Below are 19,055 nucleotides of genomic sequence, written 5' to 3' on the forward strand. Positions count from 1 at the left end.
TTCAATGCTAAAATAAAAGCGTTCAGGGCACAGTTTAGAGGGGTCAAGAATGTGGAATTCTTTCTGTTTAGATTAACTACAATCTTTGCTTAAACACAACTTTTGATCTTGATCCAAAAATATACCGTTTTTTAATATTTATTTCAGCTCTGTCACCATTTTTTATAAAATCAAAAAAATTACCACTGTGAGGTATTTCTACTCATTTTACACTTATTACTTTCAAATAAAACAATACAATCAGGTCTGCATAACTTTATAAAACGACAATAGCGTACTAAAACGCACCTTATTCAAAACATAAAAAGTATAAAAAGCGCCATAAAGTTCATAAGAAGATGTTGTGCGCAATGTGAACTCTAAAATACCTGTTATTGGGTATTTAATACCAACTGAAACTATTCATGTACCAAACCAAGATTTATCTGAAACGAATGAGATAAAAAGATTGAAACCTATTCGGACAAACCCAACAACAAAGAATAAAAGCATGAACATTCTAGAAACCATAATTTTATTTTAAGCCTTCCTTACATCGAGAAGGCTTTTTTTATGCAAAAAAATAGCACACTTGGACATCATATTTATTTCAAATCAAAATACTGATTAACAGCGATTTATAACCGTGTCAGTTCTATTGAATTTAGATTAAGAAATAGAATATTAATATACAAACGCTGCATAACAAGTAATTTAGATTCAGCAAATCATTTTTGCCATAATAAAACTATGAACGAATTAAACAAATACAGCAAGACCGTCACTCAAGATCCAACACAACCTGCAGCTCAAGCTATGCTACATGCCATTGGATTAACAAAAGAAGATTTTTTTAAACCTATTGTTGGTATTGCAAGTACAGGTTACGAGGGCAATCCGTGTAACATGCACCTTAACGACTTAGCCAAATTGGTAAAAGAAGGCACAAAAAACGAAGACATCGTTGGATTAATTTTCAATACCATTGGAGTAAGTGATGGCATTTCCATGGGAACGCCAGGCATGCGCTACTCACTTCCATCGCGAGACATTATTGCAGATTCTATGGAAACCGTAGTCCAAGCCATGAGCTACGACGGCTTAGTAACTGTAGTCGGTTGTGACAAGAACATGCCTGGCGCTTTAATGGCTATGATTCGATTAAACAGACCAAGTATTTTAGTCTATGGTGGCACTATTGATTCGGGTTGTCATAACGGCAAAAAACTAGATGTTGTTTCTGCTTTTGAAGCTTGGGGAAGTAAAGTGGCTGGTACAATGAATGAATCAGAATACCAAAATATTGTTGAAAAAGCCTGTCCAGGAGCTGGCGCATGTGGTGGTATGTATACCGCAAACACCATGGCTTCTGCAATTGAAGCTTTGGGAATGACATTACCGTTTAATTCTTCAAACCCAGCACTAAGTGATGCCAAACAAAACGAATCCATAAAAGCTGGAGAAGCCTTACGTTTATTATTAGAAAAAGATATTAAACCTTCAGATATTATTACAAGAAAGTCACTCGAAAATGCCGTAAGACTTGTAACAATCTTAGGAGGATCAACCAATGCCGTCCTACACTTTTTAGCAATAGCAAGAGCTGCTCAAATAGATTTTACACTTAAAGATTTTCAAGATATTAGTGATAACACGCCATTCTTAGCAGATTTAAAACCTAGCGGAAAATATTTAATGGAAGATGTGCATGCTGTTGGAGGTATTCCAGCTGTATTAAAATACCTTTTAAAGAAAGGCATGATTCACGGTGATTGTTTAACCGTTACAGGAAAAACAATTGCAGAAAACTTATTAGATGTTCCTGACCTTAAAGCAGGGCAAGATGTTATTAAACCTATTGAAGAACCTATAAAAATCTCTGGACATTTAAGAATGCTTTATGGCAATTTAGCAACCGAAGGCAGTGTGGCTAAAATTACAGGAAAAGAAGGCTTATGCTTTAGAGGAAAGGCCAAAGTTTTTGAAGGAGAATATGCCGCTAATGATGGTATTAGAGATGGCAAAGTTGAAAAAGGAGATGTTGTTGTCATTAGATATGAAGGGCCAAAAGGCGGGCCAGGAATGCCCGAAATGCTAAAACCTACCGCTGCTATTATGGGAGCTGGTTTAGGTAAGGATGTTGCTTTAATTACAGATGGTCGTTTCTCTGGTGGAACTCATGGTTTTGTGGTAGGTCATATTACACCTGAAGCACAAGAAGGAGGCACAATCGCCGTCGTAAAAGATGGAGACATTATTACTATTGATGCTGAAACCAATTCCATATCATTAGAAGTTTCTGAAGTCGAGCTTCAGAAAAGACGCCAACAATGGAAAGCACCAGAATTAAAATTTGAACGTGGTGTCCTCTATAAATATGCCAAAACAGTATCGTCAGCATCTAAAGGATGTGTGACTGACGAGTTTTAACTAATTTCTTAAAAAAGGAATCTCTAAGTCGGAAAAGCAAAAAGCCAATCCATAAAAAAAGAGAACGATAATATAAGTATTGAATAACCAATCTATGCTTCCTTCGAGACGTACAGATTTTAAAATGAGATTCCCATTGTCGTGGGAAGTAAAAACATGAAAGAAACTCAAACCGTACAAAACAACACCAAAAACACTGAAGCTACAGAACGTATTTCTGGAAGTGAAGCCATTATAAAATGCCTATTAGCCGAAGGTGTTGATATTCTTTACGGATATCCTGGAGGTGCCATTATGCCTGTTTATGATGAACTATATAAGTATCAAGACAAAATCCATCATGTTTTAACGCGTCATGAACAAGGCGCAACACACTCAGCACAAGGTTATGCTCGTATTTCAGGTAAAGTTGGTGTCTGCATGGCAACGTCTGGCCCTGGAGCCACCAATTTAATTACAGGTATTGCTGATGCCCAAATCGATTCGACACCAATGGTTTGCATCACTGGCCAAGTCGGTTCGCATTTATTAGGAAGCGATGCGTTTCAGGAAACTGATATTGTTGGAATTTCAACTCCTGTAACCAAATGGAATTGTCAGGTTACTAAAGCCTCTCAAATCCCAGAAGCTATTGCTAAAGCATTTTATATTGCTAGAAGCGGACGACCAGGACCGGTTTTAATAGATGTCACTAAAGATGCTCAATTTGAAGAATTTGACTTTAAATATAAAAAATGTAAAGGCGTAAGAAGCTACAAACCTTTACCAGACACTGATAAAAACACACTAAAAGCAGCTGCCGAACTTATTAATAATGCAAAAAAACCATTAGTCGTTTGGGGACAAGGAGTCATTTTAGGTAAAGCGGAACAAGAGTTTAAAGCTGTTATCGAAAAAGCAGGAATCCCTTCAGCTTGGACAATTTTGGGTGCTTCTGCCATCCCAACTTCGCATCCATTAAATGTTGGTATGGTTGGCATGCATGGAAATTATGCTCCAAATGTATTAACAAACGAATGTGATCTTTTAATCGCGATTGGCATGCGATTCGATGATCGTGTTACCGGAAATTTAGAAACATATGCAAAACAGGCAAAAATCATTCATTTTGATATTGATCCTGCCGAAATAGATAAAAACGTAAAAACAGATGTTGCCGTTCTTGGAGATGCAAAAGCAAGTTTAGAAGCTTTACTACCCTTGTTAAATGCCAATTCTCATATCGAATGGCATCAAAAATTCAAAGATTTATATAACATTGAATTCGAAAAAGTCATTAAAAATGATTTACACCCAACCAAAGAAGGCCTAACCATGGGAGAAGTGTTGAAAGAAATCAACATTCAAACCAAAGGAGATGCTGCTATTGTAAGTGATGTTGGTCAGCACCAAATGATTGCTTGTCGTTATGCCGAATTCAATAAAAGCAAAAGCAATATTACATCAGGTGGTTTAGGGACTATGGGATTTGCATTACCAGCAGCCATAGGTGCAAAAATGGCAGCACCAGACCGAGAAGTCATAATGATTGCAGGAGATGGTGGTTACCAAATGACGATTCAAGAGTTAGGTACTATTTTTCAACAAAAAGTACCCGTTAAAATCGTGGTATTAAATAACGAATTCCTAGGCATGGTTCGCCAATGGCAACAGTTATTTTTTGACAAACGTTATGCATCAACAGAAATGACAAACCCCGATTTTGTAGCCATTGCAAAAGGCTATTCTATTGAAGCTAAAAAAGTAACCGAAAGAAAAGATTTAAAAGCAGCTGTAAAAGAAATGATTGACTGTGAAGGGCCTTATTTCTTAGAAGTCCGAGTGGAAAAGGAAGGTAATGTCTTCCCAATGATTCCAACAGGCGCAAGTGTTTCAGATATAAGACTAGACTAACTATGGAAAACGAAATAAAACAATTTACCGTTTCTATATATACGGAAAACAACATCGGATTATTAAACAGAATTTCTGCAATATTCCAAAGAAGACACATCAATATTGAAAGTTTAAACACTTCGCCATCTGAAATTGAAGGAGTCTCTAGATTTACGATTGTCGTCAATATTACAGAATCTCAAATGAAAAAGATTCAAGGCCAAATTGAAAAGCAAGTCGAAGTCATAAAAGCCTATTATCATACTGAAGAAGAAATCATTTATCAGCAATCGTGCATCTTTAAAATGAAATCTAATTTATTGTTTGATGAACGTCAAATTCAGAATATCATTAAAGAAAGCAATGCTAGAATTGTCACTGTAAATCGCGATTTCTTCGTTATAGAAAAATCAGGTAGAAAAGAAGAAATCGATTTATTACATAGAGAATTAAGTGTCTTTGGCATTATGCAGTTTACACGCTCAGGTCGTATTGCTGTAACCAAAGACGAAATGAAAATATCAACAATGCTATTAGCATTAGAACATTAAAATACAAGAAAAAATGTCAAATTACTTTAACACATTACCATTAAGAGAACAATTAGGTCAATTAGGAAAATGTCGTTTTATGGACGCTTCAGAATTTGAAGATGGCGTCAACGCATTAAAAGGAAAGAAAATCGTTATTGTGGGTTGTGGAGCGCAAGGCCTTAATCAAGGTTTAAATATGCGCGATTCTGGATTAGATATTTCATACACGCTTCGTCAAGTTGCCATTGACCAACAACGCGATTCTTATAAAAATGCAACGTCTAATGGATTTACAGTAGGCACTTATGAGGAATTAATTCCTACAGCCGATTTAGTTTTAAACTTAACTCCAGACAAACAACATACCAATGTCGTAAAAGCCATAATGCCTTTAATGAAGAAAGGAGCGACGTTAAGCTACTCTCATGGTTTCAATATTGTTGAAGAAGGCACTAAAATCCGAGAGGATTTAACCGTAATTATGGTGGCACCAAAATGTCCTGGAACCGAAGTAAGAGAAGAATATAAACGTGGATTTGGAGTCCCAACATTAATTGCTGTACACCCTGAAAATGACCCAGAAGGTAAAGGTTGGGCGCAAGCAAAAGCATATGCCGCTGCAACTGGAGGACATCGTGCTGGTGTTTTAGAATCCTCTTTTATTGCTGAAGTAAAATCAGATTTAATGGGAGAACAAACCATATTGTGTGGTCTGTTACAAACCGGAGCTATTTTATCTTTTGATAAGATGGTTGAAGAAGGTATTGAACCTGGTTATGCTGCTAAACTAATTCAGTTTGGCTGGGAAACCATTACAGAAGCCTTAAAACATGGAGGTATTACCAACATGATGGATCGTTTATCTAATCCTTCAAAAATAAAAGCCCACAACTTATCAGAAGAATTAAAAGTGATTATGCGTCCATTATTCGAAAAGCATATGGACGACATTATCTCAGGTCACTTCTCTCAAACCATGATGGAAGATTGGGCTAATGACGATATTAATTTATTAACCTGGAGAGCCGAAACTGGTGAAACTGCTTTTGAAAAAACAAAATTGACTTCAGATCATATTACAGAGCAAGAATATTTTGACCATGGAGTATTATTAGTCGCTTTTGTAAAATCTGGTGTAGAACTCGCTTTCGAAACCATGGTAAGTGCAGGTATTATTGAAGACTCAGCTTATTATGAATCGCTTCACGAGTTACCATTAATAGCTAACACTATCGCAAGAAAAAAATTATTTGAAATGAATCGCGTCATTTCTGACACGGCAGAATATGGCTGTTATTTATTTGATCATGCTTGCAAGCCCTTATTAACGGATTTCATGAAAACAGTAGATACATCTATCATTGGAAAATCATTCTCAAAAACAACAGGAGTTGACAATATAGAATTAATTGCTGTTAATGACGCGATTAGAAATCACCCTATCGAAGCTGTTGGTCAACGTTTGCGTGCAGCAATGACTGCTATGAAAGTGATTAAAACTGAAGATGTAAAAGCATCTGTTTTAGCGTAACAAAAATTATCCTGCAAGGTTTCAAAAACCTTGTAGGTTTAAAGATAAAAAAAACTCTGTTTACTGCGAAAATTAAAACTTCGTAGAACATTAACTTTAAGATTTAATGAAAGTAGGTCATTCTCAAGAGATTTCTGCTTTCGCAGGAATATGGAAACCAAAACCACATACAGACCAACATTAAAAGCTATTGAAGCTGCAGCAGAAAAATTACAAGGCATTGCATCCGTAACACCTTTAATTAAAAATGCACGATATTCTAAAGATTTTGATGCTAATATTTATTTTAAAAGAGAGGACTTACAAGTTGTGCGTTCTTACAAAATTCGTGGTGCTTATAATAAAATAGCCTCATTGAGTCCATCTCAAATTGAAAATGAAATTGTGTGCGCAAGCGCAGGAAATCATGCGCAAGGTGTTGCCATTTCATGTAAACTTTTAAAAATAAAAGGCACTATTTTTATGCCCTCGCCTACTCCCAATCAAAAGATTGAACAGGTAAAAATGTTTGGGGAAGAGTTTGTTGACGTTGTTTTAGTTGGAGATACGTTTGATGATGCTTACCACGCAGCAATGCAACAAAGTAAGGAACTCAATAAAACCTTTGTACACCCTTTTAATGACGAAAAAGTTATTGAAGGCCAAGCAACCGTAGGCTTAGAGATTATAGACCAAGCCAAAACACATCCCATTCATTATGTTTTTGTGCCAGTAGGTGGTGGTGGACTTGCCGCAGGATTATCCTCTGTTTTTAAGATCTTATCTCCTCAAACTAAAATTATTAGCGTGGAGCCGAAAGGAGCACCAGCAATGCTCACCTCTATTAGAGCTAACCGAAATACAGAATTAAGTACCATCGATAGTTTTGTAGATGGTGCTGCTGTTAAACGTGTTGGAGATTTAAGTTTTGCTATTTGTAAAGAAACACTGCATCGTGTCGTTACAGTAGACGAAGGCAAAATTTGCCAAACGATTTTAGACTTATATAATAAAGATGCTATTGTAGTTGAACCTGCAGGAGCTTTGAGTCTTTGTGCCTTAGACCAATTTTCTGAAGAAATCAAAGGTAAAAACGTGGTTTGTGTGATTAGCGGAAGCAATAACGATATCACGCGAATGGCAGAAATAAAAGAACGTGCGCTTCTTTATGCCAATCTTAAACATTACTTTATCATCAAGTTTCCACAACGCGCAGGAGCTCTACGTGATTTTGTAGTTGATATTTTAGGACCTACAGATGATATTACACATTTTGAATATACTAAAAAAGTCAATCGCGAAAATGATGTCGCAGTCGTTGGTTTACAGTTAAAATCACCAGAGGATTTAGAACCTTTAATTACCAAAATGAAGCTTAATAACCTCTATGGAGATTACCTAAATGATAAACCCGATTTATTTCAGTTTTTAGTATAGCTTAACATAACCATAACCACACAAGAGATGCGATTTAGTATCTTTATTACTTACAATTAACAGTTCAAAACAAGTTATTATGACTTCAGCATTTGTGAATATTCCAGAACAGTTTCAAATTAAAAATTTAGTCGAACAAAACACCTATTTAGTAGACGGCGCACTGATACCTTGGCGCGGAGAAACTTCTAAAGTATATTCTACAATTTCTTCCACTGAAGATTATAAACCCACATTACTTGGAACTATTCCAACTTTAGGAAAAAAAGAAGCTATAAAAGCATTAGATGCTGCTGTTTCAGCATACAATAAAGGACAAGGTTTATGGCCAACAATGAAAGTTGTAGACCGTATTGCTTGCATGGAAAAGTTTGTAGAACAGATGAAGACGAAACGTGAGGAAGTCGTCAAATTACTAATGTGGGAAATTGGAAAAACCCTACCTGATTCTGAAAAGGAATTTGATAGAACCGTTGAATACATTTACGATACCATTGAAGATTACAAACAAATGGATCGTGATAGCGCTAAATTTGTAAAAAGCTCTGGTGTTAATGCTCACATTAGAAGAGGACCTTTAGGTGTCGTTTTGTGTCTAGGCCCTTATAACTACCCTTTAAATGAAACTTTTGCGTTGTTGATTCCGGCATTAATCATGGGTAATACAGCCATTTTTAAACCTGCAAAACATGGAGTTTTATTAATTACACCTTTATTGGAAGCTTTTAGAGATAGTTTTCCAAAAGGAGCTGTAAACATTATCTACGGAAGAGGAAGAACCGTAGCGGCTCCAATTATGCAATCTGGTAAAGTGGATGTTTTAGCTTTAATCGGGAATAGTAAATCCGCAAATGCGTTACAAAACCAACATCCAAAAAGTAACAGGTTACGTTTAGTTTTAGGTCTTGAAGCTAAAAACCCTGCTATTGTGTTGCCAGACGCTGATTTAGATTTAGCCATTGATGAATGTATTGCAGGAACTACTTCTTTTAATGGTCAACGTTGTACGGCTTTGAAAGTTCTATATGTACATGAAAATATCATAGAAGAATTTAACAAGCGTTTTTCAGCTAAAGTCGATGCGCTTAAATTCGGAAACCCATGGGAAGATGGAGCAAAACTAACTCCGTTACCAGAACCCGATAAACCAATATATATTCAAGATTTAATTGACGATGCCATTGAAAAAGGAGCCAACATCATTAATAAGAAAGGTGGAAACACCACAGAAAACTATATTTTTCCAGCAGTTTTATATCCAGTAACTAAGGATATGCGCGTCTTTCAAGAAGAACAATTCGGACCAGTTATTCCAATAGTTCCATTTAATGACATCGAAGAACCATTGGATGATATGGCAGCATCGAATTACGGACAACAAGTGAGTTTATTTGGAAACGACGTTAAAACCTTAGCGCCATTAATTGATACTCTTGTGAATTTAGTTTGCCGTGTGAATCTAAATAGTTCTTGTCAACGTGGACCAGATGTATATCCATTTACTGGACGAAAAGATTCGGCTGTAGCAACATTAAGTGTACATGATGCCTTACGTTCATTTTCAATTAGAACCTTTGTAGCGTCAAAAGACAATAATTATAACAATGCTATTTTAAAAGATTTACTAGATTCTAGAGCCTCAAATTTTGTGAGCACAGATTATATCCTCTGACAAATAGCCGATTAGAATGAATTATTTAAAATTTTAGTCGCTTATATTATGAATTTCATAAAAAAATAGCAAAAGTGAACGCGTTGCGACGAATATTAAATATTAATTCTAAATTTACACTATGTTAAGTCAAAAAAATAGAATCGAAAGACCCACACGCTTGTTGTTAAACAGGCGACGTCGCTAATGGCATTACTTAAAACCATTTAGTTAATCTTTTATTTTTTTACATTGAACAATTTATCATATATATTTTCCGCTTTAGTACTTTCCTTTTCAAATCGAAATACTTTACGTTGTACCCATAATCGTCGCCCGTAAGGGTACACTTCCATTTATAGAACTTAGGTGAGTCCGGTTCTCCTTTCAGAAACAAAAATTAAGTCAATTTATAATTAAAAAATCAATTACAATGAAAATTGTTATTGCTGATAAATCACATAGCATATACGCAGAAATCATCTGCGATACTATTGCTGAAGCTGCTAAAGTTAGAGGTACTGGTATCGCAAAACGCCAACCAGCATACATCATTACCAAAATGAAAAATGGTAATGCTGTCATTGCATTAGAAGGTGATAAATTCGCTGGCTTTTGCTATATCGAAGCATGGAGCCACGGGAAATTCGTCGCTAATTCCGGCTTAATTGTTCATCCAGATTTTAGAAATATAGGTCTTGCTAAACAAATTAAGAAAGTCATTTTTGAACATTCTAGAACCAAATTTCCAGATGCAAAAGTTTTTAGTATTACCACAGGTTTAGCGGTTATGAAAATGAATAGCGAATTAGGTTACAAACCTGTGACGTTTTCAGAATTAACAGACGATCAATCCTTTTGGAAAGGCTGTCAAACATGTAAAAATTTCGATGTATTAACGAGAACAGAACAAAAAATGTGCTTATGCACAGGAATGTTATATGATCCTTCTAAAGCTGAAGCATCAAAACCTAAAACACGTCCGTATGATAAAAAAGTATGGACACGATTAAAATTGATAAAACAGAATATGTTTTTAATAAAAGACAAAAAAGATGAGTAAAAAATTAGTTATAGCATATAGTGGAGGCTTAGATACCTCTTACTGCGCAGTAAGTTTAAGTAAAGCAGGATATGATGTTCATGCGGTTAGTGTGAATACTGGCGGATTTACTCAAGAAGAAATTAAAACTATTGAAAGCAATGCCTATAAAATGGGTGTTTCAACATACAAGAATATTGATGCGGTTGCATCCTATTACGATAAAGTGATTAAGTATTTAATCTTCGGAAATGTTTTAAAAAATAACACTTACCCTTTATCTGTGAGCGCCGAACGTATTATTCAGGCCATTGAAATTGTACAATACGCCAAAAGTATAGATGCTAAATATATTGCACACGGTAGTACAGGCGCAGGAAATGACCAAGTGCGTTTTGATATGATTTTTCAAACCTTAGCACCAGAAATTGAAATCATTACACCAATTAGAGATGGCAAATTAACCAGACAGCAAGAAATTGACTACCTCATAGAAAATGGCATCGACATGTCTTGGAACAAAGCAAAATACTCAGTAAACAAAGGCCTTTGGGGAACGAGTGTTGGTGGAGAAGAAACGTTAACGTCTGAAAAACCATTACCAGAATCCGCTTACCCATCACAATTAAAACATACAGACCCAGAGAAAGTAGTACTTACATTTTCTGAAGGTGAATTAGTAGCTTTAAATGGTGTAGAAAATAATCCCGAAGTCAATATCGAAGTGCTGAACAACTTAGCATCTGCTTATGCTATTGGCAGAGATATTCATGTTGGCGATACGATTGTAGGTATCAAAGGTCGTGTTGGTTTTGAAGCTGCAGCTGCTTTAATTATTATAAAAGCCCATCACCTATTAGAGAAACACACCTTAACGAAATGGCAACTGCAACATAAAGATTATTTATCTAATTTCTATGGCATGCATTTACACGAAGGGCAATATTTAGACCCAGTAATGCGAGACATGGAAGCCTTTTTACAAAGTAGTCAAGACAAAGTTTCTGGTGATGTAACTGTAACGTTAAAACCTTACCACTTCACGCTAGATGGCATAAAATCTAAACACGATTTAATGAGTGCGAAGTTTGGAAGTTATGGTGAGGAAAATAAAGGTTGGACAGCAGATGAAGCCAAAGGATTTATTAAAATAGTTGGCAATCAAAACAAGATTTATCAGCAAGTAAACAACTAAATAAGACCTCACAGGTTTTCAAAACCTCGTAGGTCTCAAAATGTTAGCACAATGAAAAAATTAAATATAGGAATCATTGGAGGCGCTGGTTACACAGCTGGAGAATTAATACGATTATTGATTCATCACTCTAAAGTAGAAATCGATTTTATTTACAGCACTTCTAACGCAGGAAACAAAGTTAGTAAGGTGCATCAAGATTTGTTAGGCTCAACTGATTTGATGTTTTCAAATGAAATCAATACCAATGTTGATGTGCTTTTCTTGTGTTTAGGTCATGGCAATTCAAAAGCATTTTTAGAACAAAATACATTTTCTGAAGGCACTAAAATAATTGATTTAAGTAATGATTTCAGATTAACTAAAGACGACGTTTTCAATGCAAAAACCTTTATTTATGGTTTACCAGAATTACATAAAGAAGCGATTAAAAAAGCCGATTATATTGCTAATCCAGGTTGTTTTGCTACAGCAATTCAATTAGCAGTATTACCTTTAGCTAAAGCCGAAATTTTGCAAAACGATGTTCACATCAATGCTGTAACTGGTGCCACTGGTGCCGGAACTTCATTATCTGCGACAACACATTTCACTTGGCGAGATAATAATTTTTCACACTACAAAGCATTTACACATCAGCATTTAGGAGAAATAAATCAAACCGTAAATGCGCTACAATCAGATTTTAATTCTGAAATCATTTTTATGCCGAATCGCGGTGATTTTTCAAGAGGCATTTTTGCAACACTTTATACGAAATATGAAGGCAGTTTAGAAGACGCAAAACAATTGTATACGGAGTTTTATAAAGATGCTGCATTTACCTTTATTTCTGATGAAGACATTCATTTAAAACAAGTGGTTAACACCAATAAATGCATCCTTCATTTACATAAACACAACGATAAATTACTGGTTACAAGTATTATTGACAACCTATTAAAAGGTGCCTCTGGACAAGCGATTCAAAACATGAATTTAATGTATGGCTTTGAAGAAACTGAAGGATTACAATTAAAGGCAAATTATTTTTAATAAACACTATAGACCTGTAAGGTTTTTGAAACCTGACAGGTCTTAAAACATTAAACACATGAAAATAGCAATCATAGGAACAGGAAACTTAGGAAAGTCCATCGCAAAAGGGCTCATCACTAACAACGCCATAACGACTCTTTATTTAACCAAAAGAAATCTGGATGATATTCAAGATTTGGATGGCTATAAAAACGTCATATTAACAACCGACAATATTGAAGCAGTAAAGCAATCTGATATTTTAATATTTGCTATTCAGCCTAGACATTTCGAAAACATATTAAACGATGTTAAACCGTATTTAACAGAAAAACACGTTTTAATCTCAACGATTACAGGTTTTCTAATTCCTAAAATCGAAGGTATCGTTGGGACTGACCAATTTATCATCAGAGCCATGCCAAATACAGCTATTGCGGTTGGTAAATCTATGACTTGTATGTGTAGTAATGAAAAAGGTGCTAAACGTATTAAAATTGCCGAAGCTATTTTCGATAGATTAGGTCATACCTTAGCCATTCCAGAATCTCAAATGCAAGCAGCAACGGTGGTTTGCGCGAGTGGCATTGCCTTTTGGATGCGACTAATTAGAGCAACAACACAAGCTGCAATACAATTAGGTTTTGACGCTAAAGAAGCACAAGAATTAGCCATGTACACCAGTGAAGGAGCTGCCAATTTATTAATTACAAACGGCAATCATCCGGAAGAAGAAATTGATAGAGTAACCACACCTAAAGGTTGTACAATTCAAGGTTTAAATGAAATGGAACACAAAGGCTTAAGTTCATCTTTAATCCAAGGCATGGTCGCTTCTTTTAATAAAATCAATACCATTAAAGAAGAACAAATATGAGTTTATTTAATGTTTACCCACTGTTTGATATCACACCAATAAGCGCAAAAGACATTTACGTTTACGATGATAAAAATGTAGAATACTTAGACCTTTATGGTGGACATGCAGTAATTTCTATTGGTCATTCGCATCCAAAATATGTTTCGGCAATTTCTAATCAAGTTGAAAAATTAGGCTTCTATAGTAACGCAATTCAAAACCCATTACAAGTTGAATTAGCAGATAAGCTTGAAGCTGTATCTGGCTGTAAAGACTACCAATTATTTTTATGTAATTCTGGTGCTGAGGCTAATGAAAACGCTTTAAAATTAGCATCATTCCATAATGGTAAAAAGAAAGTTTTAGCCTTTAAAAATTCATTTCATGGTAGAACGTCAGCTGCTGTTGCCGCAAGCGACAATCCTATAATTGTTGCACCAATTAATGCGCAACAAAAAGTTGATTTTGTAGAATTAGGTGACTTAGACACGGTTGAAACCATTTTAAAACAAAACGAAACTTGCGCAGTCATCGTAGAATTCATCCAAGGTGTTGGTGGCTTGGACCAAAGTACAACGGAATTCTATAAAGGACTAGAACAACTTTGCAAACTATACAACACAGCATTTATTGCAGACGAGGTACAATCTGGATTTGGCAGAACTGGCGACTTTTTTGCTTTTCAAAAACACAATATTACACCTGATATTATTTCTATCGCCAAAGGCATGGGAAATGGTTTTCCAGTTGGAGGGATTTTAATCCATCCTTCAATTAAAGCTTCTTTTGGGTTATTAGGTACCACATTTGGCGGCAACCATTTGGCTTGTGCAGCGACCCTTTCGGTTTTAGAAGTTTTGGAAGAAGAACAATTAATGGAAAATGCTAAAAACATTTCAGAGTATTTTCAAGATAAAGCGAAATCATTACCACATTTAAAATCGATTAAAGGACGTGGATTAATGTTGGGGTTAGAGTTTGATTTTCCAATTTCAGAACTAAGAAAAAAATTAATTTTTAACCATCATATTTTTACAGGAAGTGCAAAGAACCCTAATTTAATTAGAATACTTCCGCCTTTAACGATTCAGAAAAAACACATTGATGTATTTTTTGAAGCCTTGGAAAATGAATTAAAAATATTAGATTATTAAAACCCCTCGACTGCGCTCGAGGAGACAAATTCACTGTCTGGTCGAGCGCAGTCGAGACCTATTAAAGATGAAAAACTACACCAAAATAAAAGACATTTCCAACCTTTCCGAAATCATAAAGGATGCCATTTTATTAAAAATGAATCCTTTTGAATTTGAAGACTTAGGAAAACACAAAACCTTAGTCATGCTATTTTTCAATTCGAGTTTAAGAACACGATTAAGCACTGAAAAAGCAGCAAAAAACCTAGGTATGGAAGTGATGATTTTAAACGTGAATGACGCTTGGAATTTAGAATTTGAGGATGGCACCATTATGAACGTTGACAAATCTGAACACATTAAAGAAGCAGCGCGTGTTATTTCTCAATATGCAGATATCATTGCTGTAAGAGCATTCCCAACGTTACAAGATAAAGCTAAGGACGAATCGGAATACATTCTCAATAACTTTAAAAAATATGCAACAGTACCCATTGTAAATATGGAAAGTGCTACTGCGCATCCTTTACAAGCATTGGCTGATGCTATTACCATTACCGAACTTGCAGAAAAAGTAAAACCAAAAGTCGTGTTGTCTTGGGCACCACATCCAAAAGCTTTACCGCAAGCAGTTGCAAATTCGTTTGTAGAAATGATGCAAGATTTAGAAGTAGATTTAACCATTACGCATCCTGAAGGCTACGAATTAAATGAAGTAATCACTAAAGACACATCAATAAATTACAACCAAGAAGACGCCTTAAAAGATGCTGATTTTGTCTATGTAAAAAACTGGAGTAGCTATAAAGACTATGGAAAAGTTAATAATCAAGATAAAAATTGGATGATGACAAAAGCCAAATTAGGTCACGCCAAATTCATGCATTGTTTACCTGTAAGACGAAATGTTGTGGTGGAAGATGCCGTTTTAGATAGTCAACAATCTGTGGTAATCAAGCAAGCGAATAATAGAACGTATGCTGCACAAATTGTATTGAAGCAGATTTTGGAAGCATTGTAATTCTAGACCTGTCAGGTTTTTAAAACCTGACAGGTCTAAAACAAAAAATACTCGCTTTCGCGAGCACGAGATGAAAACAATAAAAATCATAAAAATAGGGGGAAATATTATCGATAATGAAGACGCACTAGCCACCTTCATTAAAGATTTTTCAACTATTACAGGTCCTAAAGTCTTAGTTCATGGAGGCGGAAAATTAGCCACCAAGTTAGCAACACAAATGAATATTCCTGTAAAAATGACTGAAGGTAGACGCATTACTGATACAGATACTTTAGATATTATCACTATGGTTTACGCTGGAAAAATCAATAAAAATATAGTAGCGCAATTACAAGCTAATCAATGCAATGCTATTGGACTTTCTGGTGCAGATGGTAATACTATTATTTCAGAAAAAAGACCTGTTAAAACCATTGATTATGGCTTTGTTGGCGATGTAAAAAAAGTAAATACAGAGGTATTAAAGGTATTACTAAGTAACAATATCACACCTGTTTTTTGTGCTATAACTCATAATGAAAACGGACAATTACTAAATACAAATGCAGACACGATTGCTTCTGAATTAGCCATTGGCTTGTCGTCTATTTTCAACACCGAATTATATTATTGTTTTGAAAAAAATGGTGTTCTAGAAAGTGTAGAAGATGATGATTCTGTCATTGAAAACATCAACACAGAAAGTTATAAAGCATTAAAAGATAACCATATCATATTCGAAGGCATGTTACCGAAATTAGACAACTGTTTTCATGCTATAAATCAAAACGTTCAAAAAGTTTGTATTGGAAAATCAGACATGCTTCTCAATACTAACAACAAACATACAACCATCACAAAATGATAGAAAGCCTTACCACAGAAGCCATTGACTTGTTAAAACAACTCATAGAAACACAGTCATTCTCGTCAGAGGAAGACCACACCGCTTTGCTTATTGAAAATTGGTTTACATCGCATAACATACCATTTAAAAGAAACAATCATAACATTTGGACAACCAACAAATATTTTGATGAGAGCAAACCCACCTTATTATTAAACTCACATCACGATACCGTAAAACCAAACAACGGTTACACAAAAGACCCTTTTAAGGCGATTGTTGAAGATGGTAAATTATATGGTTTAGGAAGTAATGATGCTGGTGGATGCTTGGTCTCTTTAATAGCCACCTTCACGTATTTTTATAATAAGAAAAACCTCAACTACAATTTAGTCATTGTGGCTTCTGCAGAAGAAGAAAGCAGTGGACCAAAGGGCTTGAATAGCATGTTATCTATTATTCCTAAAATCGATGTCGCTATTGTTGGAGAACCAACACTAATGAATTTAGCCGTTGCTGAAAAAGGTTTAGTTGTTTTTGATGCGAAAGTAAAAGGAACCGCTAGCCATGCAGCACACCCCAATAATGACAATTCAATTTACAACAGTATTGCAGTTTTAAATTGGTTTAAAGATTATAAGTTTGAACGTAAATCACCAGTTTTAGGTGATGTAAAAATGACGGTCACCCAAATCAATGCTGGTAAGCAACACAATGCGGTTCCTGCAGAAGTTGATTTGGTCATCGATGTGCGTGTGAATGACAAATACTCAAATCAGGAAATTGCGGATATTTTAACCCAGAAATCACCTTGCTCAAGCATTACACCACGTAGCTTACGATTAAATTCGTCTTCTATTCCTATTAATCACGATTTGGTAAAAGCAGGCATTGAATTAGGTAGAGAAACTTATGGTTCGCCAACGCTTTCTGACCAATCGGTTTTAACTTGTCCGTCGTTAAAATTAGGACCTGGAGATAGCACACGTTCGCACACGGCTGATGAATTTATTTATCTAGCCGAAATTGAAGAAGGTGTTGATTTGTATATTAAATTGTTAGAGAAAGTATTATAAAAAGATAATAGACCTAGCAGGTTTTTTCAACCTAGCAGGTCTAAATTTATTAACTAAATAATGAAGGCAGAGATTACTGCCTTCGCAGGAATAAGTATGAAATTGTGGGACAAAGGCTATTCAATAGATAAAAAAATAGAATTATTTACCGTCGGCAACGATAGAGAAATCGATATGCATATTGCAAAATATGATGTAGAAGCTTCACGAGCGCATGCTGTGATGTTAGAATCCATCGGAATCATAACTTCAGAAGAGTTAGAACAATTAAAATCAGGATTAAATATTTTAGCAAAATCTATTGAAGATGGTACGTTTATCATTGAAGATTCATTTGAAGATGTACATTCTAAAATTGAACATGAACTCACCAAAACTTTAGGCGACGTCGGAAAGAAAATCCACACCGCACGTTCTAGAAACGACCAAGTTTTAGTAGCCCTTCAACTCTACTACAAAGAGAATCTTGAAATCATAAACAGTAAAACAAAAACGTTTTTCGATACGCTTTTAAATTTAGCCGAAACACATAAAACACAATTATTACCAGGCTATACACATTTACAAGTAGCCATGCCTTCCTCTTTTGGTTTATGGTTTTCTGCTTATGCTGAATTGTTGATTGATGATGTGTATGTACTGAATGCAGTTTCAAAAATTGCAGACCAAAATCCATTAGGTTCGGCTGCAGGTTACGGCAGTTCGTTTCCTATTGATAGAGATATAACCACTAAAGAATTAGGCTTTTCAACACTAAAATATAACGTGGTTGCTGCACAATTAAGTAGAGGAAAAAGCGAACGTGCTATCGCCAGTGCTTTAGGAGGCTTATGTAATACCATGGCACGTTTTGCCATGGATATTTGCTTGTATATGAGTCAGAATTTTGGGTTTATCACATTTCCAGATGAGTTAACTACAGGAAGCAGCATCATGCCACACAAAAAAAATCCTGATGTCTTTGAATTGATACGAGGTAAGTGTAATAAAATTCAGGCTTTACATTCTGAGATGTTGTTAATCACCAATAATTTACCAAGTGGTTACCATAGAGATTTTCAATTGTTGAAAGAAAACATCATCAATGCTTTTGAAGATGTAAAAGATATTTTGGACATCTTTAATTATTCCATTCAACAAATCATCGTAAAAGATATTGACCTCACTGATGAAAAATATCAATACTTATTCACCGTAGATAGTATTAATAATTTGGTCGTAGAAGGCATGAGTTTTAGAGAGGCCTATCAGAAAATTGGAGGCCAAGTACAAGCAGGAACGTATAAACCAGATTTAGGAAAAGAGCACTCACATATAGGTAGTATTCATAATCTATGTTTGGATGCTATAAGAGCTAAGTTTCCGGAGTAATGTTAAAAAAAACGAAAATGATTTTGAATAATTTCTTCAATTAGAAATTAATGTTACCTTTGATTCTCAAATAAGAAACAAATGACATTTAGTC

General features: G+C 35.2%; 15 protein-coding genes. All 15 read left to right on the forward strand.

Annotated elements, in window-relative coordinates; all coding sequences use genetic code 11:
* Positions 1–729 precede the first annotated feature (729 nt).
* Positions 730–2,409: a dihydroxy-acid dehydratase gene (ilvD, locus tag VDP25_RS00005; protein ID WP_334465174.1), complete on the forward strand. Its 1,680-nt coding sequence runs from the start codon at positions 730–732 to the stop codon at positions 2,407–2,409.
* 156 nt (positions 2,410–2,565) lie between these two features.
* Entirely contained in the window at positions 2,566–4,302 is a 1,737-nt protein-coding gene (gene ilvB, locus VDP25_RS00010; RefSeq protein WP_334465176.1) for a biosynthetic-type acetolactate synthase large subunit, read from the forward strand.
* Positions 4,303–4,304: 2 nt separating this feature from the next.
* A complete protein-coding gene (gene ilvN, locus VDP25_RS00015; RefSeq protein WP_334465179.1) occupies positions 4,305–4,835 on the forward strand; it encodes an acetolactate synthase small subunit in 531 nt (176 codons plus the stop codon).
* Positions 4,836–4,848: 13 nt separating this feature from the next.
* Positions 4,849–6,348: a ketol-acid reductoisomerase gene (ilvC, locus tag VDP25_RS00020; protein ID WP_334465180.1), complete on the forward strand. Its 1,500-nt coding sequence runs from the start codon at positions 4,849–4,851 to the stop codon at positions 6,346–6,348.
* Between the two features lie 150 nt (positions 6,349–6,498).
* Entirely contained in the window at positions 6,499–7,764 is a 1,266-nt protein-coding gene (gene ilvA, locus VDP25_RS00025) for a threonine ammonia-lyase IlvA (RefSeq protein WP_334465181.1), read from the forward strand.
* 79 nt (positions 7,765–7,843) lie between these two features.
* Positions 7,844–9,436 (forward strand): NADP-dependent glyceraldehyde-3-phosphate dehydrogenase, encoded by a 1,593-nt coding sequence (locus tag VDP25_RS00030; RefSeq protein WP_334465183.1) that lies wholly within the window; start codon positions 7,844–7,846, stop codon positions 9,434–9,436.
* 412 nt (positions 9,437–9,848) lie between these two features.
* On the forward strand, positions 9,849–10,478 hold the full coding sequence (locus VDP25_RS00035; protein WP_334465186.1) for a GNAT family N-acetyltransferase: 630 nt from the start codon (positions 9,849–9,851) through the stop codon (positions 10,476–10,478).
* Positions 10,471–11,652, forward strand: coding sequence for an argininosuccinate synthase (locus VDP25_RS00040; protein WP_334465188.1), 1,182 nt, complete (start codon positions 10,471–10,473; stop codon positions 11,650–11,652). Before VDP25_RS00035 ends, VDP25_RS00040 begins: the two co-directional genes overlap by 8 nt.
* Positions 11,653–11,703: 51 nt before the next feature.
* Entirely contained in the window at positions 11,704–12,687 is a 984-nt protein-coding gene (gene argC, locus VDP25_RS00045) for an N-acetyl-gamma-glutamyl-phosphate reductase (RefSeq protein ID WP_334465191.1), read from the forward strand.
* A 58-nt stretch (positions 12,688–12,745) separates the two neighbouring features.
* Positions 12,746–13,546 carry a pyrroline-5-carboxylate reductase gene (gene proC / locus VDP25_RS00050; RefSeq protein WP_334465194.1) on the forward strand — a complete coding sequence of 267 codons (801 nt, stop codon included), beginning with the start codon at positions 12,746–12,748 and terminating at the stop codon, positions 13,544–13,546.
* Positions 13,543–14,682 carry an aspartate aminotransferase family protein gene (locus VDP25_RS00055; RefSeq protein WP_334465196.1) on the forward strand — a complete coding sequence of 380 codons (1,140 nt, stop codon included), beginning with the start codon at positions 13,543–13,545 and terminating at the stop codon, positions 14,680–14,682. Before proC ends, VDP25_RS00055 begins: the two co-directional genes overlap by 4 nt.
* A 67-nt stretch (positions 14,683–14,749) precedes the next feature.
* Positions 14,750–15,685 carry an acetylornithine carbamoyltransferase gene (locus VDP25_RS00060; RefSeq protein ID WP_334465207.1) on the forward strand — a complete coding sequence of 312 codons (936 nt, stop codon included), beginning with the start codon at positions 14,750–14,752 and terminating at the stop codon, positions 15,683–15,685.
* 70 nt (positions 15,686–15,755) lie between these two features.
* Positions 15,756–16,532 (forward strand): acetylglutamate kinase, encoded by a 777-nt coding sequence (gene argB, locus VDP25_RS00065; protein ID WP_334465210.1) that lies wholly within the window; start codon positions 15,756–15,758, stop codon positions 16,530–16,532.
* Positions 16,529–17,590: a M20 family metallo-hydrolase gene (locus tag VDP25_RS00070; protein ID WP_334465212.1), complete on the forward strand. Its 1,062-nt coding sequence runs from the start codon at positions 16,529–16,531 to the stop codon at positions 17,588–17,590. Before argB ends, VDP25_RS00070 begins: the two co-directional genes overlap by 4 nt.
* A 96-nt stretch (positions 17,591–17,686) precedes the next feature.
* Positions 17,687–18,961 (forward strand): argininosuccinate lyase, encoded by a 1,275-nt coding sequence (argH, locus tag VDP25_RS00075; RefSeq protein ID WP_334466073.1) that lies wholly within the window; start codon positions 17,687–17,689, stop codon positions 18,959–18,961.
* Positions 18,962–19,055: the final 94 nt, after the last annotated feature.

It is taken from the genome of Winogradskyella sp. ECml5-4, from assembly GCF_036903175.1.
Taxonomy (GTDB): domain Bacteria; phylum Bacteroidota; class Bacteroidia; order Flavobacteriales; family Flavobacteriaceae; genus Winogradskyella; species Winogradskyella damuponensis.